21 protein-coding genes are annotated in these 22,665 nt (G+C 73.0%); 19 read left to right on the top strand and 2 right to left on the bottom strand.

Annotation, left to right across the window (positions count from 1 at the left end; translation table 11 throughout):
* Nucleotides 1-128: 128 nt before the first annotated feature.
* From Q6969_RS01410 to Q6969_RS01395, 4 genes are read left to right on the top strand one after another with little or no spacing between them, the layout of a single operon-like run.
* Complete coding sequence (locus Q6969_RS01410; RefSeq protein WP_317228847.1) at nucleotides 129-1,484, top strand: pitrilysin family protein; 1,356 nt, start codon at nucleotides 129-131, stop codon at nucleotides 1,482-1,484.
* A gap of 8 nt (nucleotides 1,485-1,492) precedes the next feature.
* Nucleotides 1,493-2,095 (top strand): histidine phosphatase family protein, encoded by a 603-nt coding sequence (locus tag Q6969_RS01405; RefSeq protein ID WP_104289755.1) that lies wholly within the window; start codon nucleotides 1,493-1,495, stop codon nucleotides 2,093-2,095.
* 58 nt (nucleotides 2,096-2,153) lie between these two features.
* Nucleotides 2,154-2,987: a 4-hydroxy-tetrahydrodipicolinate reductase gene (gene dapB, locus Q6969_RS01400; protein WP_317228846.1), complete on the top strand. Its 834-nt coding sequence runs from the start codon at nucleotides 2,154-2,156 to the stop codon at nucleotides 2,985-2,987.
* Nucleotides 2,987-3,436 (top strand): hypothetical protein, encoded by a 450-nt coding sequence (locus Q6969_RS01395; protein ID WP_317228845.1) that lies wholly within the window; start codon nucleotides 2,987-2,989, stop codon nucleotides 3,434-3,436. Before dapB ends, Q6969_RS01395 begins: the two co-directional genes overlap by 1 nt.
* Nucleotides 3,437-3,527: 91 nt before the next feature.
* Here Q6969_RS01395 and Q6969_RS01390 read toward each other — a convergent pair whose 3' ends face one another.
* Nucleotides 3,528-4,448 (bottom strand): TIGR01777 family oxidoreductase, encoded by a 921-nt coding sequence (locus Q6969_RS01390; RefSeq protein WP_317228844.1) that lies wholly within the window; start codon nucleotides 4,446-4,448, stop codon nucleotides 3,528-3,530.
* Between the two features lie 155 nt (nucleotides 4,449-4,603).
* On the opposite strand from Q6969_RS01390, the gene thyX reads away from it, so the two are divergent.
* On the top strand, nucleotides 4,604-5,353 hold the full coding sequence (gene thyX, locus Q6969_RS01385) for an FAD-dependent thymidylate synthase (RefSeq protein WP_317228850.1): 750 nt from the start codon (nucleotides 4,604-4,606) through the stop codon (nucleotides 5,351-5,353).
* A gap of 24 nt (nucleotides 5,354-5,377) precedes the next feature.
* On the opposite strand, the gene Q6969_RS01380 is transcribed toward thyX, so the two are convergent.
* Nucleotides 5,378-6,631 carry a hypothetical protein gene (locus tag Q6969_RS01380; protein ID WP_317228843.1) on the bottom strand — a complete coding sequence of 418 codons (1,254 nt, stop codon included), beginning with the start codon at nucleotides 6,629-6,631 and terminating at the stop codon, nucleotides 5,378-5,380.
* A 153-nt stretch (nucleotides 6,632-6,784) separates the two neighbouring features.
* Between Q6969_RS01380 and dapA the strand changes: the two genes are divergently transcribed.
* From dapA to miaA, 14 genes are all read left to right on the top strand, one after another.
* The gene (dapA, locus tag Q6969_RS01375; RefSeq protein ID WP_104289759.1) at nucleotides 6,785-7,768 is read left to right on the top strand and encodes a 4-hydroxy-tetrahydrodipicolinate synthase; all 984 of its coding nucleotides are present in this window, start codon (nucleotides 6,785-6,787) and stop codon (nucleotides 7,766-7,768) included.
* Between the two features lie 58 nt (nucleotides 7,769-7,826).
* Nucleotides 7,827-9,503 carry a ribonuclease J gene (locus Q6969_RS01370; RefSeq protein ID WP_317228842.1) on the top strand — a complete coding sequence of 559 codons (1,677 nt, stop codon included), beginning with the start codon at nucleotides 7,827-7,829 and terminating at the stop codon, nucleotides 9,501-9,503.
* A 188-nt stretch (nucleotides 9,504-9,691) separates the two neighbouring features.
* Nucleotides 9,692-10,708: a hypothetical protein gene (locus tag Q6969_RS01365; protein ID WP_317228841.1), complete on the top strand. Its 1,017-nt coding sequence runs from the start codon at nucleotides 9,692-9,694 to the stop codon at nucleotides 10,706-10,708.
* Entirely contained in the window at nucleotides 10,705-11,412 is a 708-nt protein-coding gene (locus Q6969_RS01360) for an ABC transporter ATP-binding protein (RefSeq protein WP_317228840.1), read from the top strand. The genes Q6969_RS01365 and Q6969_RS01360 overlap by 4 nt, the downstream gene beginning before the upstream one ends.
* Nucleotides 11,409-12,641 carry an ABC transporter permease gene (locus Q6969_RS01355; RefSeq protein WP_317228839.1) on the top strand — a complete coding sequence of 411 codons (1,233 nt, stop codon included), beginning with the start codon at nucleotides 11,409-11,411 and terminating at the stop codon, nucleotides 12,639-12,641. Before Q6969_RS01360 ends, Q6969_RS01355 begins: the two co-directional genes overlap by 4 nt.
* A gap of 77 nt (nucleotides 12,642-12,718) precedes the next feature.
* Complete coding sequence (locus Q6969_RS01350) at nucleotides 12,719-15,583, top strand: DNA translocase FtsK (RefSeq protein ID WP_317228838.1); 2,865 nt, start codon at nucleotides 12,719-12,721, stop codon at nucleotides 15,581-15,583.
* Nucleotides 15,584-15,588: 5 nt separating this feature from the next.
* Entirely contained in the window at nucleotides 15,589-16,218 is a 630-nt protein-coding gene (gene pgsA / locus Q6969_RS01345) for a CDP-diacylglycerol--glycerol-3-phosphate 3-phosphatidyltransferase (RefSeq protein WP_317228837.1), read from the top strand.
* Nucleotides 16,215-16,736 carry a CinA family protein gene (locus Q6969_RS01340; protein ID WP_317228836.1) on the top strand — a complete coding sequence of 174 codons (522 nt, stop codon included), beginning with the start codon at nucleotides 16,215-16,217 and terminating at the stop codon, nucleotides 16,734-16,736. The genes pgsA and Q6969_RS01340 overlap by 4 nt, the downstream gene beginning before the upstream one ends.
* 139 nt (nucleotides 16,737-16,875) lie before the next feature.
* A complete protein-coding gene (locus Q6969_RS01335) occupies nucleotides 16,876-17,184 on the top strand; it encodes a helix-turn-helix transcriptional regulator (RefSeq protein WP_317228835.1) in 309 nt (102 codons plus the stop codon).
* 90 nt (nucleotides 17,185-17,274) lie between these two features.
* On the top strand, nucleotides 17,275-17,499 hold the full coding sequence (locus Q6969_RS01330; protein WP_094116180.1) for a DUF3046 domain-containing protein: 225 nt from the start codon (nucleotides 17,275-17,277) through the stop codon (nucleotides 17,497-17,499).
* Nucleotides 17,500-17,811: 312 nt separating this feature from the next.
* The gene (gene recA, locus Q6969_RS01325) at nucleotides 17,812-18,897 is read left to right on the top strand and encodes a recombinase RecA (protein WP_094116179.1); all 1,086 of its coding nucleotides are present in this window, start codon (nucleotides 17,812-17,814) and stop codon (nucleotides 18,895-18,897) included.
* Between the two features lie 111 nt (nucleotides 18,898-19,008).
* On the top strand, nucleotides 19,009-20,115 hold the full coding sequence (locus tag Q6969_RS01320) for a regulatory protein RecX (RefSeq protein ID WP_317228834.1): 1,107 nt from the start codon (nucleotides 19,009-19,011) through the stop codon (nucleotides 20,113-20,115).
* Nucleotides 20,116-20,163: 48 nt separating this feature from the next.
* Nucleotides 20,164-21,738, top strand: a complete 1,575-nt coding sequence (gene miaB, locus Q6969_RS01315) for a tRNA (N6-isopentenyl adenosine(37)-C2)-methylthiotransferase MiaB (protein WP_317228833.1) — start codon at nucleotides 20,164-20,166, stop codon at nucleotides 21,736-21,738.
* Nucleotides 21,735-22,658, top strand: a complete 924-nt coding sequence (gene miaA / locus Q6969_RS01310) for a tRNA (adenosine(37)-N6)-dimethylallyltransferase MiaA (RefSeq protein WP_317228832.1) — start codon at nucleotides 21,735-21,737, stop codon at nucleotides 22,656-22,658. Before miaB ends, miaA begins: the two co-directional genes overlap by 4 nt.
* Nucleotides 22,659-22,665: the final 7 nt, after the last annotated feature.

Here is a 22,665-nt window from a genome sequence, read left to right as displayed (position 1 = left end):
GGTCCACGGTCCTGGTGCCCGGGCCGTGCGGGACCCACCACGCCGGACCGGGATGCTGACCGGCTCGTGCCCGCGCACCGCGCGGCGACCCCGATCGCGCACCAGGCCCGTGGCGTAGGGTGACGCTGATGTCCCGCGCCGTAGAACTCCCCCTCGACCTCCCCGAGCTCACCGTGCAGTCGGCGGGCGGTGCCCGCGTCCGACGCTCGGTCCTCCCGTCCGGCGTGCGCATCCTCAGCGAGGACGTGCCCGGCAGCCGCAGCGCCACGATCGGCATGTGGGTCGCGGTCGGCTCCCGCGACGAGCAGCCGGGCGACCTCGGATCCACCCACTTCCTCGAGCACCTGCTCTTCAAGGGCACGCCGTCGCGCACGGCCCTCGACATCGCGGTGTCCTTCGACGCGGTCGGCGGCGAGCACAACGCCGTCACGGCCAAGGAGTACACCTGCTACTACGCGAAGGTGCAGGACCGCGACCTCGGCATGGCCGTGGACGTGCTGGCCGACATGGTCACCTCCAGCCTCATCGACGCCGAGGAGTTCGAGACCGAGCGCGGCGTCATCCTGGAGGAGCTCGCCATGGCGGACGACGACCCGGGCGACGTCACGAGCGAGCGCTTCTTCGAGGCCGTGTTGGGCGAGCATCCGCTGGGCCGTCCCATCGGCGGCAGCCCGGCCGACATCGAGGCCGCCGAGCGCGACGCCGTCGTCGCCCACTACCGCCGCAACTACCGCCCGCAGGACCTCGTCATCACGGCAGCCGGAGCAGTGGACCACGACGCCCTCGTCTCCCGCGTCACCGCGGGCCTCGAGCGCGCCGGCTGGGACCTCGGCGTCCCGGCGGCTCCCGTCGCCCGGCGCACGGGCGCCGCAGGGGTCATCACGCGCGGCAGCGAGCTGGTCGTCGTCGACCGCCCCATCGAGCAGACCAACATCCTGCTCGGCGTCCCCGGCCTCGCCGCCTCCGACGACCGGCGTCCGGCCCTCGCCATGCTCAACTCGGTGCTCGGCGGCGGGATGTCGTCGCGCCTGTTCCAGGAGGTGCGGGAGAAGCGCGGCCTCGCGTACTCCGTCTACTCGTTCGGCGCCTCCTACTCCGACGCGGGCGTCTTCGGCCTCTACGCCGGATGCACGGCGGCCAAGACGGCGCAGGTCTCCCGCCTCATGCTCGACGAGTTCCGGAAGCTCGCCGAGGAGCACGTCACCGAGGAGGAGCTGTCCCGCGCGTTCGGCCAGCTCTCCGGCCAGTCGGCCCTCGCCCTCGAGGACTCGGACACGCGCATGTCGCGCCTCGGCCGCTCCGAGATCACCACGGGCGAGTACGTCGACCTCGACGAGACCCTCGTCCGCCTGTCCCGGGTCACCGCGGAGGACGTCCGCGCCCTCGCCGCTGACCTCGTGTCCCGTCCGCTCTCGATCGCCGCTGTGGGCACCGTCGGCGCCGACGCGTTCGCGCCGCTGCTCGAGACCACCTCGCTCCCGTAGGAGGAACCGTGTCCCACTACATCTACCTCGTCCGCCACGGCGAGCAGCAGGATGCCGAGCACGGCCTCCCCGACGGCCCGCTCTCGGGCCGCGGCAAGCGCCAGGCGCACTGCATCGCCGACCGGCTGAGCGGGGTCCCGTTCACCTCCGTCCGCCACTCGCCGCTCGCGCGCGCCGAGGAGACGGCCGCCATCATGGCGGAGCGCATGCCGGCGATCGAGCCCGAGCCGTCCTCGCTGCTGTTCGACTGCATCCCGTCGGGTCCGGTGCCGGACATGCCGCACGCGTTCGAGTCGTTCTTCGGCGGCATCACCGAGGAGGAGATCGACGCGGGCAGCGCGCAGATGGCCGATGCGGTGAGCGAGTTCCTCGCACCCGCGCGCGGCGACCGCCACGACCTGCTCATCACCCACAACTTCGTCATCGCCTGGTTCGTGCGGCACGTCTTCGACGCCCCCGACTGGCGGTGGATGGGCATCAACCAGGCCAACTGCGGACTCACCATCATCCGCGTGCGCTCGGCGAAGCCGCCGGTGCTCGTCGTGCACAACGACCTCGGCCACCTGCCCGTCGAGCTGCGCACCGGGCTCCCCGAGCAGCAGCCGTACTAGCGCCGCGGAGCGCCGGGCCGACCCGCACCGCCCGGAGACGCGCCGGTACGCTGGGCGGATGACAACCACGGTCGCCGTCGTCGGCGCTACGGGCCGCATGGGCCAGCTGATCTCCCAGATCGTCGAGGCGAGCACGGAGTTCGAGCTCGTCGCGAGCCTCGACTCCAAGGACGAGCTGTCGGACATGCTCGGCGCCGACATCGCCGTCGACGTCACGCTCCCGGCGGTCAGCCAGGGCGTCGTCGAGTACGCGGTCGCGCACGGCATGAACGTCCTCGTCGGCACGAGCGGCTGGACGGGCGAGCGCATCCAGGCCCTGGAGCGGCGGATCACGGGCAACCTCGCCGTCGGCGTCGTCATCATCCCGAACTTCTCCGTCGGCAGCGTCCTCGCGACCTCGTTCGCGCAGATGGCCGCCCGGTTCTACGACTCCATCGAGATCGTCGAGGCGCACGGCGCCTCCAAGATCGACTCTCCCTCGGGCACCGCGGTCCGCACCGCCGAGCTCATGTCGCAGGCGCGCGGAACGCGGGGGCCCGTGCAGGCGCCGCACACCGACCAGCGCGCGCGGGGCCAGCAGGTCGCGAGCATCCCCGTGCACAGCCTGCGGATGCAGGGCGTCGTCGCCAAGCAGGACGTCGTCTTCGGCGGCAACGGCGAGGTCCTCACCATCAGCCACGACACCCTGGCGCCGAGCGCCTACGAGGCGGGCATCCTGCTCGCGCTCCGCGAGACCCGCACGGCGCGGGGCGTCGTGGTCGGGCTCGACCGGCTCATCGACCTCGACGGATCGCGCGAGCGCGCGTCCCAGCAGGCCTCGGCCGCAGCGTCCGCGGGCCCCGTGGACGACGGGGGTCCGAGCGGTCAGGCCGCCACCGTCACGAGCGCCTGATGGGCACCCGCATCGGCGTGGGCCTCATGGCCGTGCTCATGGTGCTGTACCTGGCGGTGCTCGGCCAGCGCGCCGTGCTGCTCGTGATCTCCGGCGAGCCCGTGGGCGTCGCGCTGGGCCTCGGCCTCGTCATCCTCCCGGTGCTCGGCGTCTGGGCGCTCGTCCGGGAGCTCCTGTTCGGCACGCGCAGCGCGCGCCTCGTGCGGATCCTCGACGAGGAGGGCGGCCTGCCCGAGGACGACCTCCCGACGCGCGCGAGCGGGCGGCCGATCCGCGAGGCGGCGGACGCCACGTTCCCCCGGTACCAGGCCGAGGTGGAGCAGGATCCCGACAGCTGGCGCGCCTGGTTCCGGCTCGGCCTCGCCTACGACGCGAGCGGCGACCGCCGCCGCGCCCGCGGAGCCATCCGTCAGGCGATCGCGCTGCACGGCGCCGAGCCCGCCGCCTGAGCGCCGCCCGCGCCGGCATCGCCGCCACGACGCACGAAGGGTGGACCGCCCCGCCCCCGCGCCGATGGCATCGTCGCCGCAATGCGGGCCGCTACCCCTTCGCGAGCAGGCGGTCGATGGCGAGCTCCACCGTGGGGTCGCGGAAGGCGAACCCGTCCGCGAGCAGCTTCCCGGGTCGCGCGGGCTGGCTGGACAGCAGAAGCTCCTGACCGGCGTCCTGCAGCGCGAGCCGGATGAGGAACTCCGGCGCGGGGATCAGGTAGGGCCGGTGCATGCGCTTCGCCAGGTGCCGCATGAGCCGATCGGCCATGACGGGCTCGGGGCCGGTGAGGTTCACGGGTCCGGAGACGGACGAGGTCAGGAGGTGGACGATGGCGGCGGCCTCGTCGCGGAGCGAGATCCACGGCCACACCTGCCCGCCCGTGCCGAGGCGCCCGGCCAGGCCGAGGTTCGTGAGGAGGCGCAGCGGTGCGAGGGCCCCGGCCTCGGCGAGCACCAGCCCGGTGCGGAGCGTCGCCACGCGGACGTCGGCGGAGGCCTGGAACGCCTCGGCCTCCCACGCCTCCACGACCTCGGCGAGGAAGCCCGTCCCGCGCGGGGAGTCCTCGGTGAGGCGCTCGGCCGGCCGGTCGCCGTAGAAGCCGACCGCGGATCCGTTGAGCAGCACCCGGGGCGGGTGCGCCGCGGTGGCGAGCGCTCCGACGATGGTCCGCGTGGCCGTCACGCGCGACGACCGGATCTCCTCCTGGTACGGCTTCGTCCACGGGAGCCGGCTGATGGAGGCTCCCGACAGGTTCACCACGGCGTCGACCCCGTCGAGCACCGCGGGATCCAGCCGTCCCGCGGACGGCTCCCACTCGTGCTCGTCGGGTGACGACGCCGGGTGGCGCACGAGCCGCTGCACCCGGTGGCCGGCCGACTCCAGCTGCGCCTGCAGCTCGGTGCCGATCGTGCCGCCGGCGCCGGAGATGAGGACGGTGAGCGGTGCGGGGGATGCGGTGCTGTCGGACATGGTCGAGCCCTTCGTCGGTGCCCATCAGCCTAGGACGCGGCCCCGCGAGGACGCCGGGGAACGGCCGCGGAGCGCCGGGCCCGCCGGGCTCCCGGCGTCGGACGGTCGCGTACAGTGACGTCGTGCCCCACGACGACATCGCCTTCCGATCCGACATGACCGTGGAGCTCGTCCGCTCGAGCGCCCACGACTCCGACGTGATCTTCGCCGCCCGCGTCTCCACCGCCGGCGAGAAGACCCTCGAGCGCGCCCTCGACGAGCCCGACGCGCAGGACCGCGCCCTGGAGGGCGACGTCGACACGGAGGCGGAGGAGAAGCGGGTGAAGCGCGACCGCGGCCTCATCAACTACCTCATGCGCGACCGTCACGGATCGCCCTTCGAGCACAACTCGATGACCTTCTACGTCCAGGCGCCGATCTTCGTGTTCCGCGAGTTCATGCGCCACCGCATGGCGTCCTACAACGAGGAGTCGGGCCGCTACAAGGAGCTCGACGCCGTCTTCTACGTCCCGGGCCCGGAGCGCAACCTCGTGCAGGTCGGCAAGCCCGGCGCGTACGAGTTCCACGCCGGGAGCCCGGAGCAGACCGCGCTCGTGCAGGAGGAGACCCGGCGCACGTCCGCCGAGGCCTACGCCTCCTACCAGCGCATGCTCGAGCAGGGCGTCGCCCGCGAGGTGGCCCGCATCGTGCTCCCGCTCAACATCTACTCGTCGATGTACGTCACCCTGAACGCCCGCGCCCTCATGAACTTCCTGTCCCTGCGCACCAAGCACGAGGACTCGACGTTCCCGAGCTTCCCGCAGCGGGAGATCGAGATGTGCGCGGAGCGCATGGAGACCGAGTTCGAGCGGCTCATGCCCCTCACCCACTCGGCCTTCCAGAAGAACGGCCGCGTCGCGCCGTAGCGCGCGACGCGGCCGTGCGCGCCGTCACCCCACGCGCACCGCGACGCTGGTCCGCGAGACGGTGGGGTAGGGGTACCGCTCTCCCGTCACCCGCACCGCGAGGAGCCGCCCGCGGTCGGCGGCGACGGGCGTGTACGCGGGTGCCTCGGCGCCCGGGATGACCACCCCGTCGCGCAGCCACTGGTAGGTCAGCCAGGTGGGCGCCGGGCGCCAGAACCCGGTCCGCACGGTGAGCTGCCGTCCGACGAGCGGGAGCCCGCCGATCGCCGGCACGCCCGGGGAGATGACGGGCATCGCGACACGCGGCGTTGGGGCCGAGACGCGCTCGAGAGAGGCGCGGCCCGGTGCGCTGCCCCGGACGCCGACGGTGATGCGCTTGCCGCCGTCGAAGCGCGCGTCGACCTCGTAGGTCGGTCCCGAGGCGCCGGAGATCCGCTGGCCGTCGCGGTACCACTGGTAGGCGAGCGCGACCGGGCCGGGACGCCACGTGCCGGTCCGGACGGACAGCGTGCTCCCCGCGACCGCCCGGCCGACGACGGTCGGGGTCGGCGCGGAGGTGAACGACGGCGTCCCGGGCGCGCTGCCGGTGGCGAGATCCAGGTACACGTACCGGGCCACGTCGACGTTGGGCCCGTGCCAGAACACGAAGCGGACCGTGCGGTCGTAGCCGACGTCGACGGTGGTCGCTCCCACGGCGTCGGCGAAGGTGTACGGGTCGTCGCCGAACGCGTAGACGACCGAACGCTCCTCCGGCCAGCCGGCGAGGTACCCGCGCACGTCCCAGGCGAGGGTGATCCGGGGCCCGTCGACCGTGATGACCGGGTCGTACCGCGTGGGGTACCCCAGCGAGCGGACGTCCACGGGCGCGGACGCGGCGCCGATGACGGGGACGCCGTCGATCACGCCGGCGGCCCGGAAGGAGATGACGTGCGGTCCGGCCGGGGCCGGGATGCGGATCACGGCGGAGTCGAGCGGGCCCGTGTGGGCGGTCGTCCAGGGGCCCTGGCCGTCCAGCCGGTACTCGAAGCGGGGCTCGTCGACCACGAGCTCCCCGAGGTCGAGCCCGACGTAGACCTCGATCTCGGGGATGTCCGTGACCTCCCCGCCGATGTTCACGACGGGGGCGGGGAGCGCGGCGACCGCGTCCGCCGCGACGCGGGACGGCGGCGCACCGGGCGCGGCGATGGCCGGCGATGCGCCGACGAGCGAGACCCCGGTGACGAGCGCCAGGGTGAGGGCCAGAGCGGGCGTGCGCCTGCTCCGTGCCGTGAGGGTCATGGTCCACCGCCTTCTCGAGGACTCCGTCGTCCTCACGCGCAGGATGCTCCCGTGCGGGCCGTTCCGGCATCCCCCGTCCGGGGGCGGGTCGGGCCCGTCGGGGGCGACGGGGCGCGGATCCCGCTCCCGTCCGCGCGCGGTCCGAGCGTTACGATGGGAGCCGTGTCCTCAGAGAACCCCTTCGGCCAGGTCCTGGTGGCGCTCGTCACCCCGTTCACGGCCGACGGCGAGGTGGACTGGGCGGCCGTCGAGAAGCACATGGACGACGTCATCGTCGCGGGCGCGGACGGCATCGTCGTCACGGGCACCACGGGCGAGACCAGCACGCTGACCGACCCGGAGAAGATCAAGCTCGTCGAGGTGGGCCGGTCGGTGAGCGCGGGCCGCGCCAAGATCATCACGGGCGGCGGCTCCAACGAGACCGCGCACGCCATGCAGCTCGCCCGCCAGAGCGAGAAGGCCGGCGCCGACGGCAACATGATCGTCACGCCGTACTACAACAAGCCCACGCAGGCGGGCGTGCTCACGCACTTCCGGATGATCGCGGACGCCACGGACCTGCCCGTCATCCTCTACGACATCCCCGGCCGCACCGGCATCCCCATCCAGTACGAGACCATCCTGCGGGCGGCGAAGCACCCGAACATCCTCGCGGTGAAGGACGCCAAGGGCGACCTCGCGCAGGCGAGCCGCGTGCTCAACCAGACCGGCCTCATGTACTTCGCGGGCGACGACGCGAACGCGCTCCCCACGCTCGCCATCGGCGGCACCGGGCTCATCGGCGTCACGGCGAACATCACGGCCACGCCGTACCGCACCATGGTCGACGCCGTGAACGCGGGCGACCTGCGCGCCGCCACGCACGCCCACCAGCAGCTCGAGCCGCTCGTCCGCGCGGTCATGACCCACGTGCCCGGCACGGTCGCGGCGAAGTACATCCTCCACGGCCTCGGCCGCATCGGCAGCCCCCGCGTCCGCCTGCCCCTCGTCGGGCCGGAGGAGTGGGAGGCCGCCCAGATCGAGGACGAGATCGACCTCGTCCGCGACGTCCCCGGCGTCGACTTCCGCAACTTCCGCCCCGATCGCAACGCGGCCGCCGGCGGAGCCCTGCCCCAGGTCGCCGGCACCACGCGCTGACGCGCGCCCGCATCTCCCCGCAGCCGGCCCCCGGGCCGCACCGTCACCTAGGAGCCCCATGCCCCGGACCATCTACGATCCTCCCGCTCTCAAGCCCGGCATCCTGCGCATCACGCCCATCGGCGGCCTGGGCGAGATCGGGCGCAACATGACCACGTTCGAGATCGACGGCAAGGTCCTCGTCGTCGACTGCGGCGTGCTCTTCCCCGAGGAGCACCAGCCCGGCGTCGACCTGATCCTCCCCGACTTCAGCTCCATCGCGGACCGCCTGGACGACGTCGTCGGCATCGTCCTCACGCACGGCCACGAGGACCACATCGGCGCCGTGCCGTACCTCCTCAAGCTGAAGCAGGACATCCCGCTGATCGGCTCCGGCCTCACGCTCGCCCTCATCGAGGCGAAGCTCAAGGAGCACCGGATCAAGCCGTACACGTTCCAGGTGAAGGAGGGCGACCGCGAGCGCCTCGGGCCGTTCGAGCTCGAGTTCGTGGCCGTCAACCACTCCATCCCGGACGCGCTGGCGGTCGCCATCAAGACGGAGGCCGGCAGCGTCCTGCACACCGGCGACTTCAAGATGGACCAGCTGCCGCTCGACGACCGCATCACGGACCTCCGCGCGTTCGCCCGGCTCGGCGAGGCCGGCATCGACCTGTTCATGTCGGACTCCACGAACGCCGACGTGCCCGGGTTCACGCCCACGGAGCGCTCCATCGGCCCGGTGCTCGAGGCCGTCATCTCGAAGGCGCCGCGCCGCGTCATCGTCGCGAGCTTCTCCAGCCACGTCCACCGCGTGCAGCAGGTGCTGGACGCGGCCGCCGCGAACGGGCGCCGCGTCGCCTTCATCGGCCGGTCGATGATCCGCAACATGACCATCGCGGCCGACCTCGGCTACCTGAAGGTGCCGGACGGGGTCCTCATCGACTCCAAGAAGGCCGTCAACCTGCGGGACGACGAGATCGTGTACATGAGCACGGGGTCCCAGGGCGAGCCGATGGCCGTGCTCAGCCGCATGGTGAACTCGGAGCACCAGATCGAGATCGGCCAGGACGACACCGTCATCCTCGCGTCGAGCCTCATCCCCGGCAACGAGAACGCCGTGTACCGCATCATCAACGGGCTCACGAAGCTCGGCGCCAACGTCGTGCACAAGGCCAACGCCAAGGTCCACGTCTCGGGCCACGCGGCCGCGGGCGAGCTGCTCTACTGCTACAACATCCTGAAGCCCCGCAACGTCCTTCCCGTCCACGGCGAGTACCGTCACCTCGTCGCGAACCAGCAGCTGGCGATCCAGACGGGCGTGCCGGAGCGCAACACGTTCCTCGCGGAGGACGGCACGGTGCTCGACATGAAGGACGGCCACGTGCGCGTCACGGGTCAGCTCGACATCGGCTACGTCTACGTCGACGGCTCCACGGTCGGCGAGATCACCGACGCCGACCTCAAGGACCGCCGCATCCTCTCCGAGGAGGGCTTCGTCACGATCTTCGCCGTCGTCGAGCCGCAGACCGGCAAGGTCATCGTGGGCCCGGAGATCGAGGCCCGTGGCTTCGCCGAGGACTCGAAGGTCTTCGACAGCGTCAAGCCGCTGGTCGTCCGGGCCCTCGCGGAGGCCGCCGCGAACGGCACGCGCGACACCCACGCCTACTCCCAGGTCGTGCGCCGCACGGTCGGCCGCTGGGTCAACTCGTCGCACCGCCGTCGGCCGATGATCATCCCGGTGGTCATCGAGGCCTAGCCCGGTGCCGTCACGGCACGGCTGACAGGACGTCCGGAGGGGGCGGGGGAGACCCCGTCCCCTCCGTCGTGCGGCCCCCCGACGGCACGCGCATCTCATCCCCGCGGACGACCCGCCGCGCCGGTCCCCGGCCCTAGCGTCGGAGGCGACCGGACGGGCCGCTGGGGACCGCCGGGGAAGGAGCGGCTGTGGGCGTCTGGCGGAGATGGATCCTCCCGATCACGAGGCTCGTCGTGCTGGCCGCCATCGCGGTGGCCCTCGTGCGCATGGCGTTCTTCGGGACGGCGACCGAGGAGGTCGCCGAGGTGCCCACGGGCTCCGTGGTCGAGTCGCAGGTGCCGGCGACCCTCGCGACCGTGGTGAACGACGTGACGGTGGAGGGCAGCATCCAGCCGGACCCGGACGTGACGGTCAAGGCGACCCTGCAGGGGAAGGTCTCCAAGCTCGTCGCCGGCCAGGGTGCAACCGTCGCCGCGGGTGATCCCGTGCTCATCATCCGCCAGGAGACACCGGTGGACCCCGTGGTCGCCGCCGACGGCACGGTCACGCAGTCGAAGCCGAAGGTCGTGACGGAGACCGTCACCGCCTCCACCGCGGGCTCGCTCGCGGAGCTCGGCGTCCTCGTCGGCCAGGAGGTGTCCGTGGGCGATGCCGTCGGCCGCATCTCGCCGCCGACCTTCCGCGCCACCGCGCCGCTCACCGCCGAGGAGCAGTACCGGCTCGTCACGCAGCCGACGACCGCGGAGGTCGCCATCACGTCCGGTCCCGCGCCGTTCGAGTGCTCGGACCTCCGCATCGGCCAGCAGTCCTCGGGTGGGGGCGGCACGCCGTCCGGCGATGACGCCGGGTCGACCGGGGGAGCGGAGCCGGCTTCCACGGGCGCGACCGTGTCCTGCGCCATCCCCTCGGACGCCCGCGTCTTCCCGGGGCTCGCGGCCGAGATCACGATCCCCGCGGGCGAGGCGGCCGACGTGCTGACGCTCCCGACCACCGCCGTCGAGGGCCTCGCGGACACCGGCAACGTCTGGCTGCCGTCGGAGACCGGGGAGCCGGAGGAGCGCGCCGTCGGCCTCGGCATCAGCGACGGGAAGGTCGTGCAGATCACCTCGGGGCTCTCCGAGGGCGACATGGTGCTCGAGTTCGTGCCCGGCGCCCCGGCACCGGAGGTCGACCCGATGACCATGCAGGGCGGGTACGGCGGATGAGCCTCATCCGGCTCGAGCAGGTCACCCGCACGGTCCTCCGCCCCGACGACGAGCCGTTGACGATCCTGCACGGCGTCGACCTCGACGTCTCCGTGGGCGACCACGTCTCCATCGTCGGGCGCTCCGGTTCCGGCAAGTCGACCCTGCTCAACATCCTCGGGCTGCTGGACACCCCGACCACGGGCGAGGTGCTCCTCGACGACGTGCCGATGGCCCGGGTCTCCGGCTCCCGGCGCGACCGGGCGCGCGGCGGCGACATCGGCTTCATCTTCCAGCAGTTCAACCTGCTGCAGGGACGCACGGCGCGGGAGAACGTGATGACGCCGCTGCTGTACTCCACCGGCCGCACCTTCTGGCGTCGGGCGTCCATCGCGGCCGACATGCTGGAGCGCGTGGGCCTCGGCCACCGGATCGACTCCATGCCCGAGACCCTCTCCGGGGGCGAGCGGCAGCGCGTGGCCATCGCCCGCGCGCTCGTCCGGTCGCCGCGGCTGATCCTCGCGGACGAGCCCACGGGCGCCCTCGACATCGAGACGGGCGCCACCGTGATGACCCTGCTCGCCGAGGTCGCGCACGCGTCCGGCGCGGCCCTCGTCACCATCACGCACGACCCGACGGTCGCCGCGCGCGCCGACCGGCACCACCGGCTGGAGGCCGGCGTGCTCGCCCCGTCCGAGGTCCTCGTCCGCGAGGCCGTCGCGTGAGCGGGTGGCTGGCGCGGACGGGCACGGGCCTCGTCGGCGCGGTCGTCGAGGCGTGGGCGGAGCTGCGGATCCACCGCACGCGCGTCCTCCTCTCCCTCATCGGCGTCGCGGTCGCGGTGGCGGCGATCACGTCCGTCGTCGGGCTCGGCGCGGTCGTGCAGCAGGCGCAGACGGAGCAGTTCGAGCGGCAGTCCGGGCGACCGGCCTCGCTCTCCGTGTCCATGTACTCGGAGACGGGGCAGGGGATGCCGTACGACGACCAGCGCGAGCTCCTCGCGGACGTCGCGGCCCGCTACGGCATCACCTGGTCGACCGTGATCGGCTATGCGCCGCTGTCGGTCGAGCTCCCGGGCGGGACCGCCGAGGTGCAGGGCACGGTGGTGGATCCCGACTACGGCCAGATGCGCCGCGTCGACGTGGTGGACGGCCGGTGGTTCGGCGACCGCGACGCCGACCTGCTCGCCCCGACCCTCGTCGTCAACCGCGCGTTCCTGGCCGGCATGGGCTCGCCCGCCGTCGCGTCGCATCCCACGGTCGTGCTGCGGGGCGAGCAGGGCGAGCGCACGGCGGTGGTCGTGGGCGTCGTCCCCGACATGTACGAGCAGGAGCCGCCGTCGATGTACGTGCTGTCCGCGACCGCCGAGCGGATGATGGGCGCGGACGCGCTGGCTGGCATGAGCCCGCAGATGGAGCTGTGGGTCCCGGAGGACGAGGCCGACGGCCTGTCCGAGGCCATCCGGTCCGACGTCGCGGCCTCCGCGCCCGAGGGCGTGGAGGCGTCCGTGAACCGGAACGACTACGGGACCTACGACTACGACCCGCTGCTGTCGCTGAAGATCCTCGTCGGGGGAGTGGCGGGGCTCGTGCTCCTGCTGGGTGCGCTCGGGCTCGTGAACATCTCGCTGGTGACCGTCAAGCAGCGGATCCGCGAGATCGGCGTCCGCCGCAGCTTCGGCGCGAGCGCGGGCCGGGTCTTCTTCGCGGTGATGATGGAGAGCATCGTCGCCACGATGGCGGCGGGCGTGGTCGGCGTCATGGCGGCCGTCGCGATCGTGAAGAACCCGTGGATCCTGTCGTTCGTCGCCTCGGGCGTCACGGAGTTCCCGCCGTTCCCGCTCTCGGCGGCGCTGCTCGGCCTCGGCGCGTCCCTCGCGGTGGGCGCGATCGCGGGCCTGATGCCGGCGCTGGTCGCCGTCCGCGTGTCGGTCATCGACGCGATCCGGTACTGATGCCGCGGCCGGGCGGGGAGCGTCCCGTCCGGCCCGGCGGACCGTCGCGGACGGCGGTGCGGGATAACGTGGGACGCATGGCTACGAGCACCAGGTCGACCAGCCGCGCCGGGAAGACCTCCTCGGGCGCGCCGCGTGCCACGCCCCCGCGCAAGGGGCGTGCCGCCGAGACGAAGCAGCAGACCGTCGCCTACCCCGTGCAGCCGGAGCGCCGCGGGCCGCTCGTCGCCGCCTGGATGGGGCTCGCCCACGCCACCGGCGCCCTGTTCCGCGCCCTCGGACCGGAGAAGCTCGCGAAGGAGGAGCGCCGCGACGGCATCCCCTTCCTGCTCGTGGTGCTCGCTGTCGCCGGGGTCGTCGTCGAGTGGTTCAACCCGCTCAACGACGTGGCCATGGCGTTCGACGCCTACACGTTCGGCGGGCTCTTCGGCCGGGTGGCGTTCGCGCTGCCCATCGTCATGGTCCTCCTGGCGCTCTGGCTGTTCCGCCACCCCTCCTCGGTCAGCGACAACGGGCGCATCGGGGTCGGCGTGACGCTCTTCCTCGTCTCCATCGCCGCGCTCTGCCACCTGTTCAACGGGGCTCCGGATCCGCGCGACGGCATGCTCGCCCTCGCTCGCGCCGGGGGAGTGCTCGGCTGGGTGCTGGCGGCGCCCCTGGCGCTGCTCATCACGTCCATCGGCGCGGGCATCGTCGCCGGGATCCTCCTGGTGCTCTCCCTCTTCATCATCACGCGCACGCCGCCGAACCGCGTCGGCGTCCGCCTGCGCGAGCTCTACTCGTACCTGTTCGGCGCCCCGCCGGTCGACGAGGAGCAGCGCGCGGCCGAGCGCGCCGCCCGCAGGTCCGGTGCGACCCAGCAGGTGGAGCTGGACGGCGTCGACGACGACGGCCCCGTGGACACCGACAGCCTGCCGTGGTGGCGTCGCAACCGCAGCCAGCGCGAGGACGCCCCGGCGTTCGACAGCCCGGTCCTGGCGCCGCACGCGGGATCCGACGACGAGGACGACCCGGTGCGCCCGCCGCGCCGACCGGCAGCCGAGGCTCCGACCGCGGTCATCGACCGCACGGTGGACCCGGACTCGACGCGCCCTGAGCCCGGTGCCTTCGCGGGCGACGACGCCGCCACCCGCCGGATCGACCTCGACGCCCCCGTCGTGGACGCCGCGGCCACGGCGATCCTCCCGACCATCCCCGCGCACCCCACCGGCATCCGCGACGACGACGAGCCCGCCGTCCTCCCCGGCTTCGAGGACGACGGGTCGGAGGCCGCCACGGTCACGGGCGCGTCGGACGCCCCGCAGGCGCCGTACCGCCTGCCCGCCGCGAGCACCCTCTCGCCGGGCACGCCCGCCAAGTCCCGCTCCTCCGTCAACGACGAGGTGGTCCGCGCGCTCACCGAGGTCCTCACCAACTTCCAGGTCGATGCGACGGTCACGGGCTTCTCGCGCGGCCCCACCGTGACCCGGTACGAGCTCGAGCTGGCCCCCGGGGTCAAGGTCGAGCGCGTCACGGCCCTCGCGAAGAACATCAGCTACGCCGTCGCCTCGAACGAGGTCCGCATCCTCTCGCCCATCCCGGGACGCAGCGCCATCGGCGTGGAGATCCCGAACACCGATCGCGAGATCGTCTCCCTGGGCGACGTGCTGCGCTCGTCCGCCGCCACGAACAGCGCCCATCCGATGACCATCGGCGTCGGCAAGGACGTCGAGGGCGGCTACGTCATCGCCAACCTCGCGAAGATGCCCCACCTCCTGGTCGCCGGATCCACGGGCTCCGGCAAGTCGAGCTTCGTGAACTCCATGATCACCTCGCTCCTCATGCGCGCGAAGCCGAGCGACGTGCGCATGGTGCTCATCGACCCCAAGCGCGTGGAGCTCACCATCTACGCCGGCGTCCCGCACCTCATCACGCCCATCATCACCAACCCGAAGAAGGCGGCCGAGGCGCTGCAGTGGGTGGTGAAGGAGATGGACATGAGGTACGACGACCTCGCCAGCTTCGGCTTCCGCCACATCGACGACTTCAACAAGGCCGTGACGGGCGGCAGCATCGTCCTCCCGGAGGGCAGCGAGCGGACGCTCCGCCCCTACCCCTACCTCCTCGTGGTGGTGGACGAGCTGGCCGACCTCATGATGGTCGCGCCGCGCGACGTCGAGGACTCGATCGTCCGCATCACGCAGCTCGCCCGCGCGGCCGGCATCCACCTCGTGCTCGCGACGCAGCGCCCGTCCGTCGACGTCGTCACGGGCCTCATCAAGGCGAACGTCCCGTCGCGCCTCGCCTTCGCGGTGTCGAGCATGACCGACTCCCGCGTCATCCTCGACCAGCCCGGCGCGGACAAGCTCATCGGACAGGGCGACGGCCTGTTCCTCCCCATGGGCGCCAACAAGGCCGTCCGCGTGCAGGGCGCGTGGGTGCAGGAGGCGGAGATCGCCAAGGTGGTGGAGCACGTCACCCGCCAGGCCCGCCCCGAGTACCGGCAGGACGTCGCGGTCGCCGCCGAGCGCAAGGAGATCGACGCGGACATCGGCGACGACCTCGAGGTGCTGCTCGCGGCCGCCGAGCTCGTCGTCAGCACGCAGTTCGGATCCACGTCGATGCTGCAGCGCAAGCTCCGCGTGGGCTTCGCCAAGGCCGGCCGCCTCATGGACCTCCTCGAGGCGCGGGAGATCGTCGGCCCGTCCGAGGGGTCGAAGGCTCGCGACGTGCTCGTCTCGGCCGAGCAGCTCCCCGGCGTCCTCGCGACGCTGCGCGGGGAGACGCCGGCACCGGCGCCCGCCTCGGCACCGGCCGCCTCCGCATCCGCCACCGGTGCTGCCGACGACGGGGACGACGCGGACCGCTATCCGTCGGATCCGCTGCACAAGGACCTGGACGCGTACGAGCAGGTGGAGGCCGAGGGCGACGACGACGCCTGGGGCCTGACGGGCAGGGACTGATCGCCATGGCCGACGGGAACGCAGCACGGACCGGCGCGTCCGGCGCTCCCCGCGTCTGGCGCGCGGGGGACTCGCCCGCGAGCCCGTGGAACGTCGCCAACGTCCTGACCATCGCCCGGATCCTGCTGGCCCCCGTCTTCGTCGTGCTGCTCGCGGCGGACGACGGCGCCGACGGCCCGCTCCGCTACGCGGCCGCCGCCCTGTTCGTGATCGCCATCGCGACCGACGGCATCGACGGCCACATCGCCCGGAGCCGCAACCTGGTCACCGACCTCGGGAAGCTGCTCGACCCCATCGCCGACAAGGTGCTCACGGGCGCCGCGCTCGTGATGCTCTCCGTGCTCGGCGAGCTCCCCTGGTGGGTGACCATCGTGATCCTCGTGCGCGAGCTCGGCATCACGGCATACCGCTTCGCCGTGCTCCGCGACCGCGTCGTGGCGGCGTCACGGGGCGGCAAGCTGAAGACCGTCGCCCAGGCCGTCGCCATCAGCGTGGCGCTGCTCCCGCTGTGGGACGTGATGGGGGACGGCATGCACGTCGTCAACGCCGTGCTCATGTCCATCGCCCTGGTGCTCACCGTCCTCTCCGGCCTCGACTACATGCGCCAGGCCCTGCGCGCGGAGCGGGCGTCGTGAACACGTCGGCGGACGCCACCGACGAGCAGCTCGCCGGGCGGGTCATCGCCGCCCTCGTCGCGAGCGGCCGCCGCCTCGCGGTGGCCGAATCGCTCACGGGCGGCCTCCTCACGGCGGCCCTCGTGGGGGTCCCCGGCGCCTCGCGGGCCCTGTCGGGCGGCATCGTGTCCTACGACACGGCGCTCAAGCGCACCATCCTCGGCGTCGAGTCCTCCATCCTCGCGGTCCACGGGGCGGTGCACCCCGACGTCGCCCGTCAGATGGCGCGCGGCGTCCGCCAGGCGTGCGCCATCGACGGACGCCCCGCCGACGTCGGCGTCTCCACGACCGGCGCCGCGGGTCCGGATCCCCAGGACGGGCAGCGGCCGGGCACGGCCTTCGTCGGCCTGTCCATCGACGGCGACTCCCGCGCCGTCGCGCTGCACCTCGACGGGGACCGTCAGGCGGTCCGCGCCGGAGTCGTCCGCGCGGCCCTCACGGCACTCGTCGACGCGCTCGACTCCGACGGGAACATCTGATGCGCATCCCGCGTTGTCGTAAGCAGGTTCACAAGCAACGCCCAGTGCCCGTGCTTAGCCTTGGTCCTCGGCCAGATGCTCTCGCATCCGCCCCGGACCTCCGGTTCGATCAGGCACCAGGCAGAACGAGGAGGGTCCCGTGGTTCTAGTCCGTCAGGAGATCGGCGACGTCCTTCGGGACTTCCGCCTGCAGAAGGGGCGCACGCTCCGCCAGGTCGCCAGCAAGGCGAGCGTCGCGCTCGGCTACCTCAGCGAGGTCGAGCGGGGTCAGAAGGAGGCGTCGAGCGAGATCCTCGCCTCCGTCGCCGACGCGCTCGACACCCCCATCTCGGTCATCATGCGCGAGGTCGGCGACCGTCTCGCCGTCATCGAGGCGCTCAACCCCATCCCCGACACCATCCCGGACGACCTGGTCGCCGGCTTCGACAGCGGGCTCGTCGCCCGCTGAGCCCCCGCCCACCGCACGCCCTCCCGCCCCGCCCGTCCTCGTGACGGGCGGGGCGTCGTCGTGCCGGGACGAGCGGGTACCGTTGTCGGCATGCGACTGAGCGAGTTCCAGCGGGCCGTCTCCGACGAGTTCGGAGCCGGTTACGGGCCGGTGCTCGTCGCGGACCTGGTGCTCGGCGAGCTCGGGGGCCGCACGTCGGCGCAGGCGCTGCGCGACGGCACCCCCGCCCGCGAGGTCTGGCTGGCGCTCTGCCGCGCGCAGGACGTGCCCCGCTCCCGTTGGAACGGCGCAGGACTCCCCGAGCCCCGAGCCTGAGGCGGCGGCGCCGTCCTGCTCGAGCCCCGCGCCAGCCCGACGGGCGCTTCGTCCGCCTCCGGTCCGCGTCGGGATCCCGGCGCGCCGTACGGCGCGTCGTTCGAATATCCCTTCGAACGCGCGTAGTCTCCCCACAGGAGCGATTCGAAGCGGGACTGCACGGGTCCGGCCCCTCCGGCAGGGATGTCGGCGGCGCCGCATAACGTGCACCTCGCGGAGATCACCCGCCGCCTTGTCGGCGCCGGACCCCGCGGCCAGCGGGATCGGAGCGACAGCCTGCAGGCACCCCACCTTCGACACGAGGAGCACCCCATGGCATCATCCGCAGACCGCGAGAAGTCCCTAGAGACCGCGCTCGCCCAGATCGACCGGCAGTTCGGCAAGGGCTCGGTCATGCGCCTGGGCAGCGACGAGCGGGCCCCGGTCGCCGTCATCCCCACCGGCTCCGTCGCCCTGGACGTGGCGCTCGGCATCGGCGGGCTGCCGCGCGGCCGCATCGTCGAGATCTACGGCCCCGAGTCGTCCGGGAAGACCACGCTCACGCTGCACGCCATCGCGAACGCGCAGCGCGCCGGCGGCATCGCCGCCTTCATCGACGCGGAGCACGCTCTCGACCCCGAGTACGCGAAGAAGCTCGGCGTCGACATCGACGCGCTCCTCGTGTCCCAGCCTGACACGGGCGAGCAGGCCCTGGAGATCGCCGACATGCTCGTGCGCTCCGGGTCCATCGACCTCGTCGTCATCGACTCGGTCGCGGCGCTCGTGCCGCGCGCCGAGATCGAGGGCGAGATGGGCGACTCGCACGTCGGCCTCCAGGCGCGGCTCATGTCGCAGGCCCTCCGCAAGCTCACGGGTGGGCTCAACCAGACCCAGACCACCATGATCTTCATCAACCAGCTGCGCGAGAAGATCGGCGTCTTCTTCGGCAGCCCGGAGACCACCGCGGGTGGCAAGGCGCTCAAGTTCTACGCCTCGGTCCGCCTCGACATCCGGCGCATCGAGACGCTGAAGGACGGCACCGACGCGGTCGGCAACCGCACGCGCGTGAAGGTCGTCAAGAACAAGATGGCGCCGCCCTTCAAGCAGGCCGAGTTCGACATCCTGTACGGCACCGGCATCTCCCGCGAGGGCAGCCTCATCGACTTCGGCGTCGAGCACGAGATCGTCCGCAAGTCCGGCGCCTGGTACACCTACGACGGCGACCAGCTCGGCCAGGGCAAGGAGAACTCGCGCAAGCACCTCCTCAACAACCCGGACATCGCGGCCGAGATCGAGCAGAAGATCAAGGTCAAGCTCGGCCTCGTCAAGGACCCGAACGCGGATGCGGCTGCGGCCGACGCCGCACCGGCTCCCGTCGTCGCGGCCGCGCCCAAGGCGTCCGCGCGCAAGAGCGCCTGAGCCGACGCTCCACGGCGGGGCGCGTCACCATGACGCGCCCCGCCCTCCCGCACCTGCACGACACCGGTCCGACCCGTCGTCGACGGTCGGCCGCCCGAGGACGGACGCACCATGGTCAGATTCCCCTCCGCCGGCGAGCAGGGCACGGGCCCCGGGCCCGATGAGGTCGCCCCCGTCGCCTCCCTCGCGGACCGTCGCTCGCGCAGGGCCGCCGCCCGGCCGCTCGTCGAACCGGCCGACCCTCCGGTCGAGCCGACCGACCCTGTCGACGGGACGGCCGATGCGCGTGACGGGTCGACGCACCCGTCCCGCGGCCGCACGGTGACCGAGGTGGACGGCATCGTCACCATCGGTGCCGCCGTCGACGCATCCGAGGCCGGTCGCGCCCTGGCGGCGCAGGAGCGCATCGCCGTGGCGCGCCGAGTGCTCGCCGAGGCGGAGGCGCAGGCCTCGCGCGGCACGTCGGCCCCCGAGCCGGCCGCGGGGGCGGGCGTCGCCTCCGACGCCGTCGACGGCTGGGACGCCCCGGCATCGTCGCCCGCGGAGGCGGCCGCGGAGGAGATCCCCGCCGCCTGGCGAGCCGAGGAGGAGCGTGCGGAGCGCGCACGCGCCCGCGCTGAGCAGGACGAGGCGTACCGCCGGGACATGATCCAGCTCGAGGAGCAGCGGGTCGAGGACGAGCGGCGCGAGGCGGAGGCGGAGGAGGAGCGGGCGGCCGAGCGCACGCCCGAACGGCAGCGTCGTCGCGCCGACAACGTCCTCGCCAACCGGCTGCGAGGGCGAGGCCTCTCGCTCGCGGAGGCTCGGGAGGTGCTCGACGGGGCGGAGATCGACCCGGACATCGCCGAGGAGACCCTCGCACGCTACGTGTCGCTGCAGTACATCGACGAGGCCGCGCTGGCGGAGCAGATCCTGCATACGCACCTCGACCGGAAGGGCCTCGGGCGACGATCGGTCGAGATGGAGATGCGCCGCCGCAAGCTCGACCCGCTCGTCATCGAGGAGGCCATGGCCGAGCAGCCGGACGACGAGCTGGCGCGGGCCACCGAGGCCGCCATGAAGCGCGTCGGGCAGCTGTCGTCGTACGACGACGAGACGGCCGAACGGCGCCTGACGTCGTTCCTGATGCGCCGCGGCTACGGCGGCGGCGTGGTGCGCGATGCCGCGAAGGCGGCGCTGGCGACCCGGCGCGGGTCGTCCCGCGTCCGCTTCCGCTGATCCGGTCGGGGGAACGGGCCGCGACCCCGCACGTAGGATTGACGGATCATGAGCACCGTCGTCGAGCATGTCCGTGTCGCCGTCCCTCCCGCTGAAGACCGGCCCCGCACGTACGAGGTCCGCACCTACGGCTGCCAGATGAACGTCCACGACTCCGAGCGGCTCACGGGCTCGCTCGAGGCGGCCGGGTACGTCTCCGCCGAGGGAGCGGAGGCGGACATCGTGGTCATCAACACCTGCGCCGTCCGCGAGAACGCCGACAACAAGCTCTACGGCAACCTCGGCCATCTCGCGGGCGTCAAGCGCCGGCACGAGGGCATGCAGATCGCCGTCGGCGGCTGCCTCGCGCAGAAGGACCGCGCGACCGTGCTGGAGAAGGCGCCGTGGGTCGACGTCGTCTTCGGCACCCACAACATGGGCGCCCTCCCCGCGCTCCTGGAGCGCGCGCGCCACAACGGCGAGGCGCAGCTCGAGATCCTGGAGAGCCTCGAGACGTTCCCGTCGACGCTGCCGACGAAGCGCGACGAGATCGCGAGCGGCTGGGTCTCCATCTCCGTCGGGTGCAACAACACCTGCACCTTCTGCATCGTGCCGGCCCTGCGCGGCAAGGAGAAGGACCGCCGGCCGGGCGACATCCTCGCCGAGATCCAGGCGCTGGTCGACGACGGCGCCGTCGAGGTCACGCTCCTCGGCCAGAACGTGAACTCGTACGGCGTCGAGTTCGGCGATCGCCGGGCGTTCGGCAAGCTGCTGCGCGCCGCGGGCGCCATCGACGGCCTCGAGCGCATCCGCTTCACCAGCCCGCATCCCGCCGCGTTCACCGACGACGTCATCGACGCGATGGCGGAGACGCCCGCCGTCATGCCGCAGCTGCACATGCCGCTGCAGTCCGGGTCCGATCGGGTCCTGAAGGCCATGCGGCGGTCCTACCGGTCCGAGCGCTTCCTCGGGATCCTCGACCGCGTGCGCACCCGCATCCCGGACGCCGCGATCACCACCGACATCATCGTGGGCTTCCCGGGCGAGACCGAGGACGACTTCCGGGAGACCCTCCGCGTGGTCGAGGCGGCGCGGTTCTCGTCCGCGTTCACGTTCCAGTACTCCATCCGCCCGGGCACCCCCGCGGCGACCATGGACGAGCAGGTCCCGGCGGACGTGGTGGCCGAGCGCTACGGGCGCCTCACGGCCCTGCAGGAGCGCATCAGCCACGAGGAGAACCAGCGCGTGGTCGGCCGCACCGTCGAGGTGCTCGTCAGCGCCCACGAGGGCCGGAAGGACGGCGACACGCGACGCGTCACCGGCCGGGCCCAGGACGGGCGCCTCGTGCACCTCGACGTGCCCGCGGGCAGCGGCGAGCCCCGCCCCGGCGACGCGGTGCAGGTGGAGATCACCCGCGCGGCGCCGTTCCACCTGATCGCCGACTCGGTAGACCAGACTCCGCTGCGCATCCGCCGCACCCGCGCCGGCGATGCGTACGAGCGCGCCCAGGCCGACTCCTGCGGCGTGCCGACCCCCGCGGTCGGCGCGTCGGCCGGGGGAGCGCCGCGCGTCTCCCTGGGCCTCCCGTCGCTGCGCGTCGGCGACGGCGCCCCGACGGCCCTGCCCCGCCACCCGCACGCGTGACCGGGCTCGTCGCGGTCGTCGGTGCCACGGGGACGGGCAAGTCGGCCCTGTCGCTGGACATCGCGGAGCGGCTCCGGTCCGACGGCCGGAGCGCGGAGATCGTCAACGCCGACGCCATGCAGCTCTACCGCGGCATGGACATCGGCACCGCGAAGCTGCCCGAGGCCGGACGGCGCGGGGTGCCGCACCACCTCCTCGACGTCCTCGACGTGACGGCGGAGGCCACCGTCGCGGCCTACCAGGAGGACGCCCGGGCGGTGGTCACGGACATCCTCGCCCGCGGAGCGGTCCCGATCCTCGTCGGCGGATCCGGTCTGTACGCGTCGTCCGTGCTCTTCGACTACGCGTTCCCCGGCACCGATCCCGAGATCCGCGAGCGGCTCGAGCGGGAGCTCGCCGAGACGGGGCCCGGCATGCTGCACCGTCGGCTCCGGCAGCTGGATCCCGCCGCCGCCCAGCGCATCGGCGCCCACAACGGACGGCGGCTCGTGCGCGCCCTCGAGGTCGTCGAGATGACGGGACCGCAGCCGGAGCGCGCGTCCGCCGAGCCGAGCGCGTGGCGTCCCGCCCGAATCCTCACGCTGACGCTGCCGCGGGAGGAGCTCGTGCCGCGCCTCGACGCGCGGGTGGCCGGGATGTGGGCGGAGGGCCTCGTCGACGAGGTCGCGCGCCTCCTGCCCGCGGGGCTCGCGGACGGAGTGACGGCATCCCGAGCCATCGGCTACGCGCAGGCGGCGCGGCAGCTCGCGGGAGAGCTGAGCGAGGCGGAGGCGGTGGAGGAGACGCGCGCGCTCACCCGCCGGTACGCGCGCCGCCAGGTGTCGTGGTTCGGCCGCTACGCCGACGCGGTGCGCCTCGACGCACGCGACCCCGACCTCCTCGCGCACGCCCTCGACGCCCTCCCGTCGGCGCGCCCGTAGGCTGGCG

It is taken from the genome of Clavibacter sp. MX14-G9D (assembly GCF_032917815.1).
In the GTDB taxonomy this organism is placed as follows: Bacteria; Actinomycetota; Actinomycetes; order Actinomycetales; family Microbacteriaceae; genus Clavibacter; species Clavibacter michiganensis_K.
Note: the sequence above shows the minus strand (reverse complement) of the source record. Positions and strands in the feature narration are given on the sequence as shown.

Bases quoted from the DNA above. Each gene is read 5' to 3' on its own strand.
- Q6969_RS01410 (WP_317228847.1), top strand. From the start codon at position 129: ATGTCCCGCGCCGTAGAACTCCCCCTCGACCTCCCCGAGCTCACCGTG.
- dapB (WP_317228846.1), top strand. From the start codon at position 2,154: ATGACAACCACGGTCGCCGTCGTCGGCGCTACGGGCCGCATGGGCCAG.
- Q6969_RS01395 (WP_317228845.1), top strand. From the start codon at position 2,987: ATGGGCACCCGCATCGGCGTGGGCCTCATGGCCGTGCTCATGGTGCTG.
- Q6969_RS01390 (WP_317228844.1), bottom strand. From the start codon at position 4,448: ATGTCCGACAGCACCGCATCCCCCGCACCGCTCACCGTCCTCATCTCC.
- thyX (WP_317228850.1), top strand. From the start codon at position 4,604: ATGACCGTGGAGCTCGTCCGCTCGAGCGCCCACGACTCCGACGTGATC.
- Q6969_RS01380 (WP_317228843.1), bottom strand. From the start codon at position 6,631: ATGACCCTCACGGCACGGAGCAGGCGCACGCCCGCTCTGGCCCTCACC.
- dapA (WP_104289759.1), top strand. From the start codon at position 6,785: ATGGGAGCCGTGTCCTCAGAGAACCCCTTCGGCCAGGTCCTGGTGGCG.
- Q6969_RS01370 (WP_317228842.1), top strand. From the start codon at position 7,827: ATGCCCCGGACCATCTACGATCCTCCCGCTCTCAAGCCCGGCATCCTG.
- Q6969_RS01360 (WP_317228840.1), top strand. From the start codon at position 10,705: ATGAGCCTCATCCGGCTCGAGCAGGTCACCCGCACGGTCCTCCGCCCC.
- Q6969_RS01350 (WP_317228838.1), top strand. From the start codon at position 12,719: ATGGCTACGAGCACCAGGTCGACCAGCCGCGCCGGGAAGACCTCCTCG.
- pgsA (WP_317228837.1), top strand. From the start codon at position 15,589: ATGGCCGACGGGAACGCAGCACGGACCGGCGCGTCCGGCGCTCCCCGC.
- Q6969_RS01330 (WP_094116180.1), top strand. From the start codon at position 17,275: ATGCGACTGAGCGAGTTCCAGCGGGCCGTCTCCGACGAGTTCGGAGCC.
- recA (WP_094116179.1), top strand. From the start codon at position 17,812: ATGGCATCATCCGCAGACCGCGAGAAGTCCCTAGAGACCGCGCTCGCC.
- Q6969_RS01320 (WP_317228834.1), top strand. From the start codon at position 19,009: ATGGTCAGATTCCCCTCCGCCGGCGAGCAGGGCACGGGCCCCGGGCCC.
- miaB (WP_317228833.1), top strand. From the start codon at position 20,164: ATGAGCACCGTCGTCGAGCATGTCCGTGTCGCCGTCCCTCCCGCTGAA.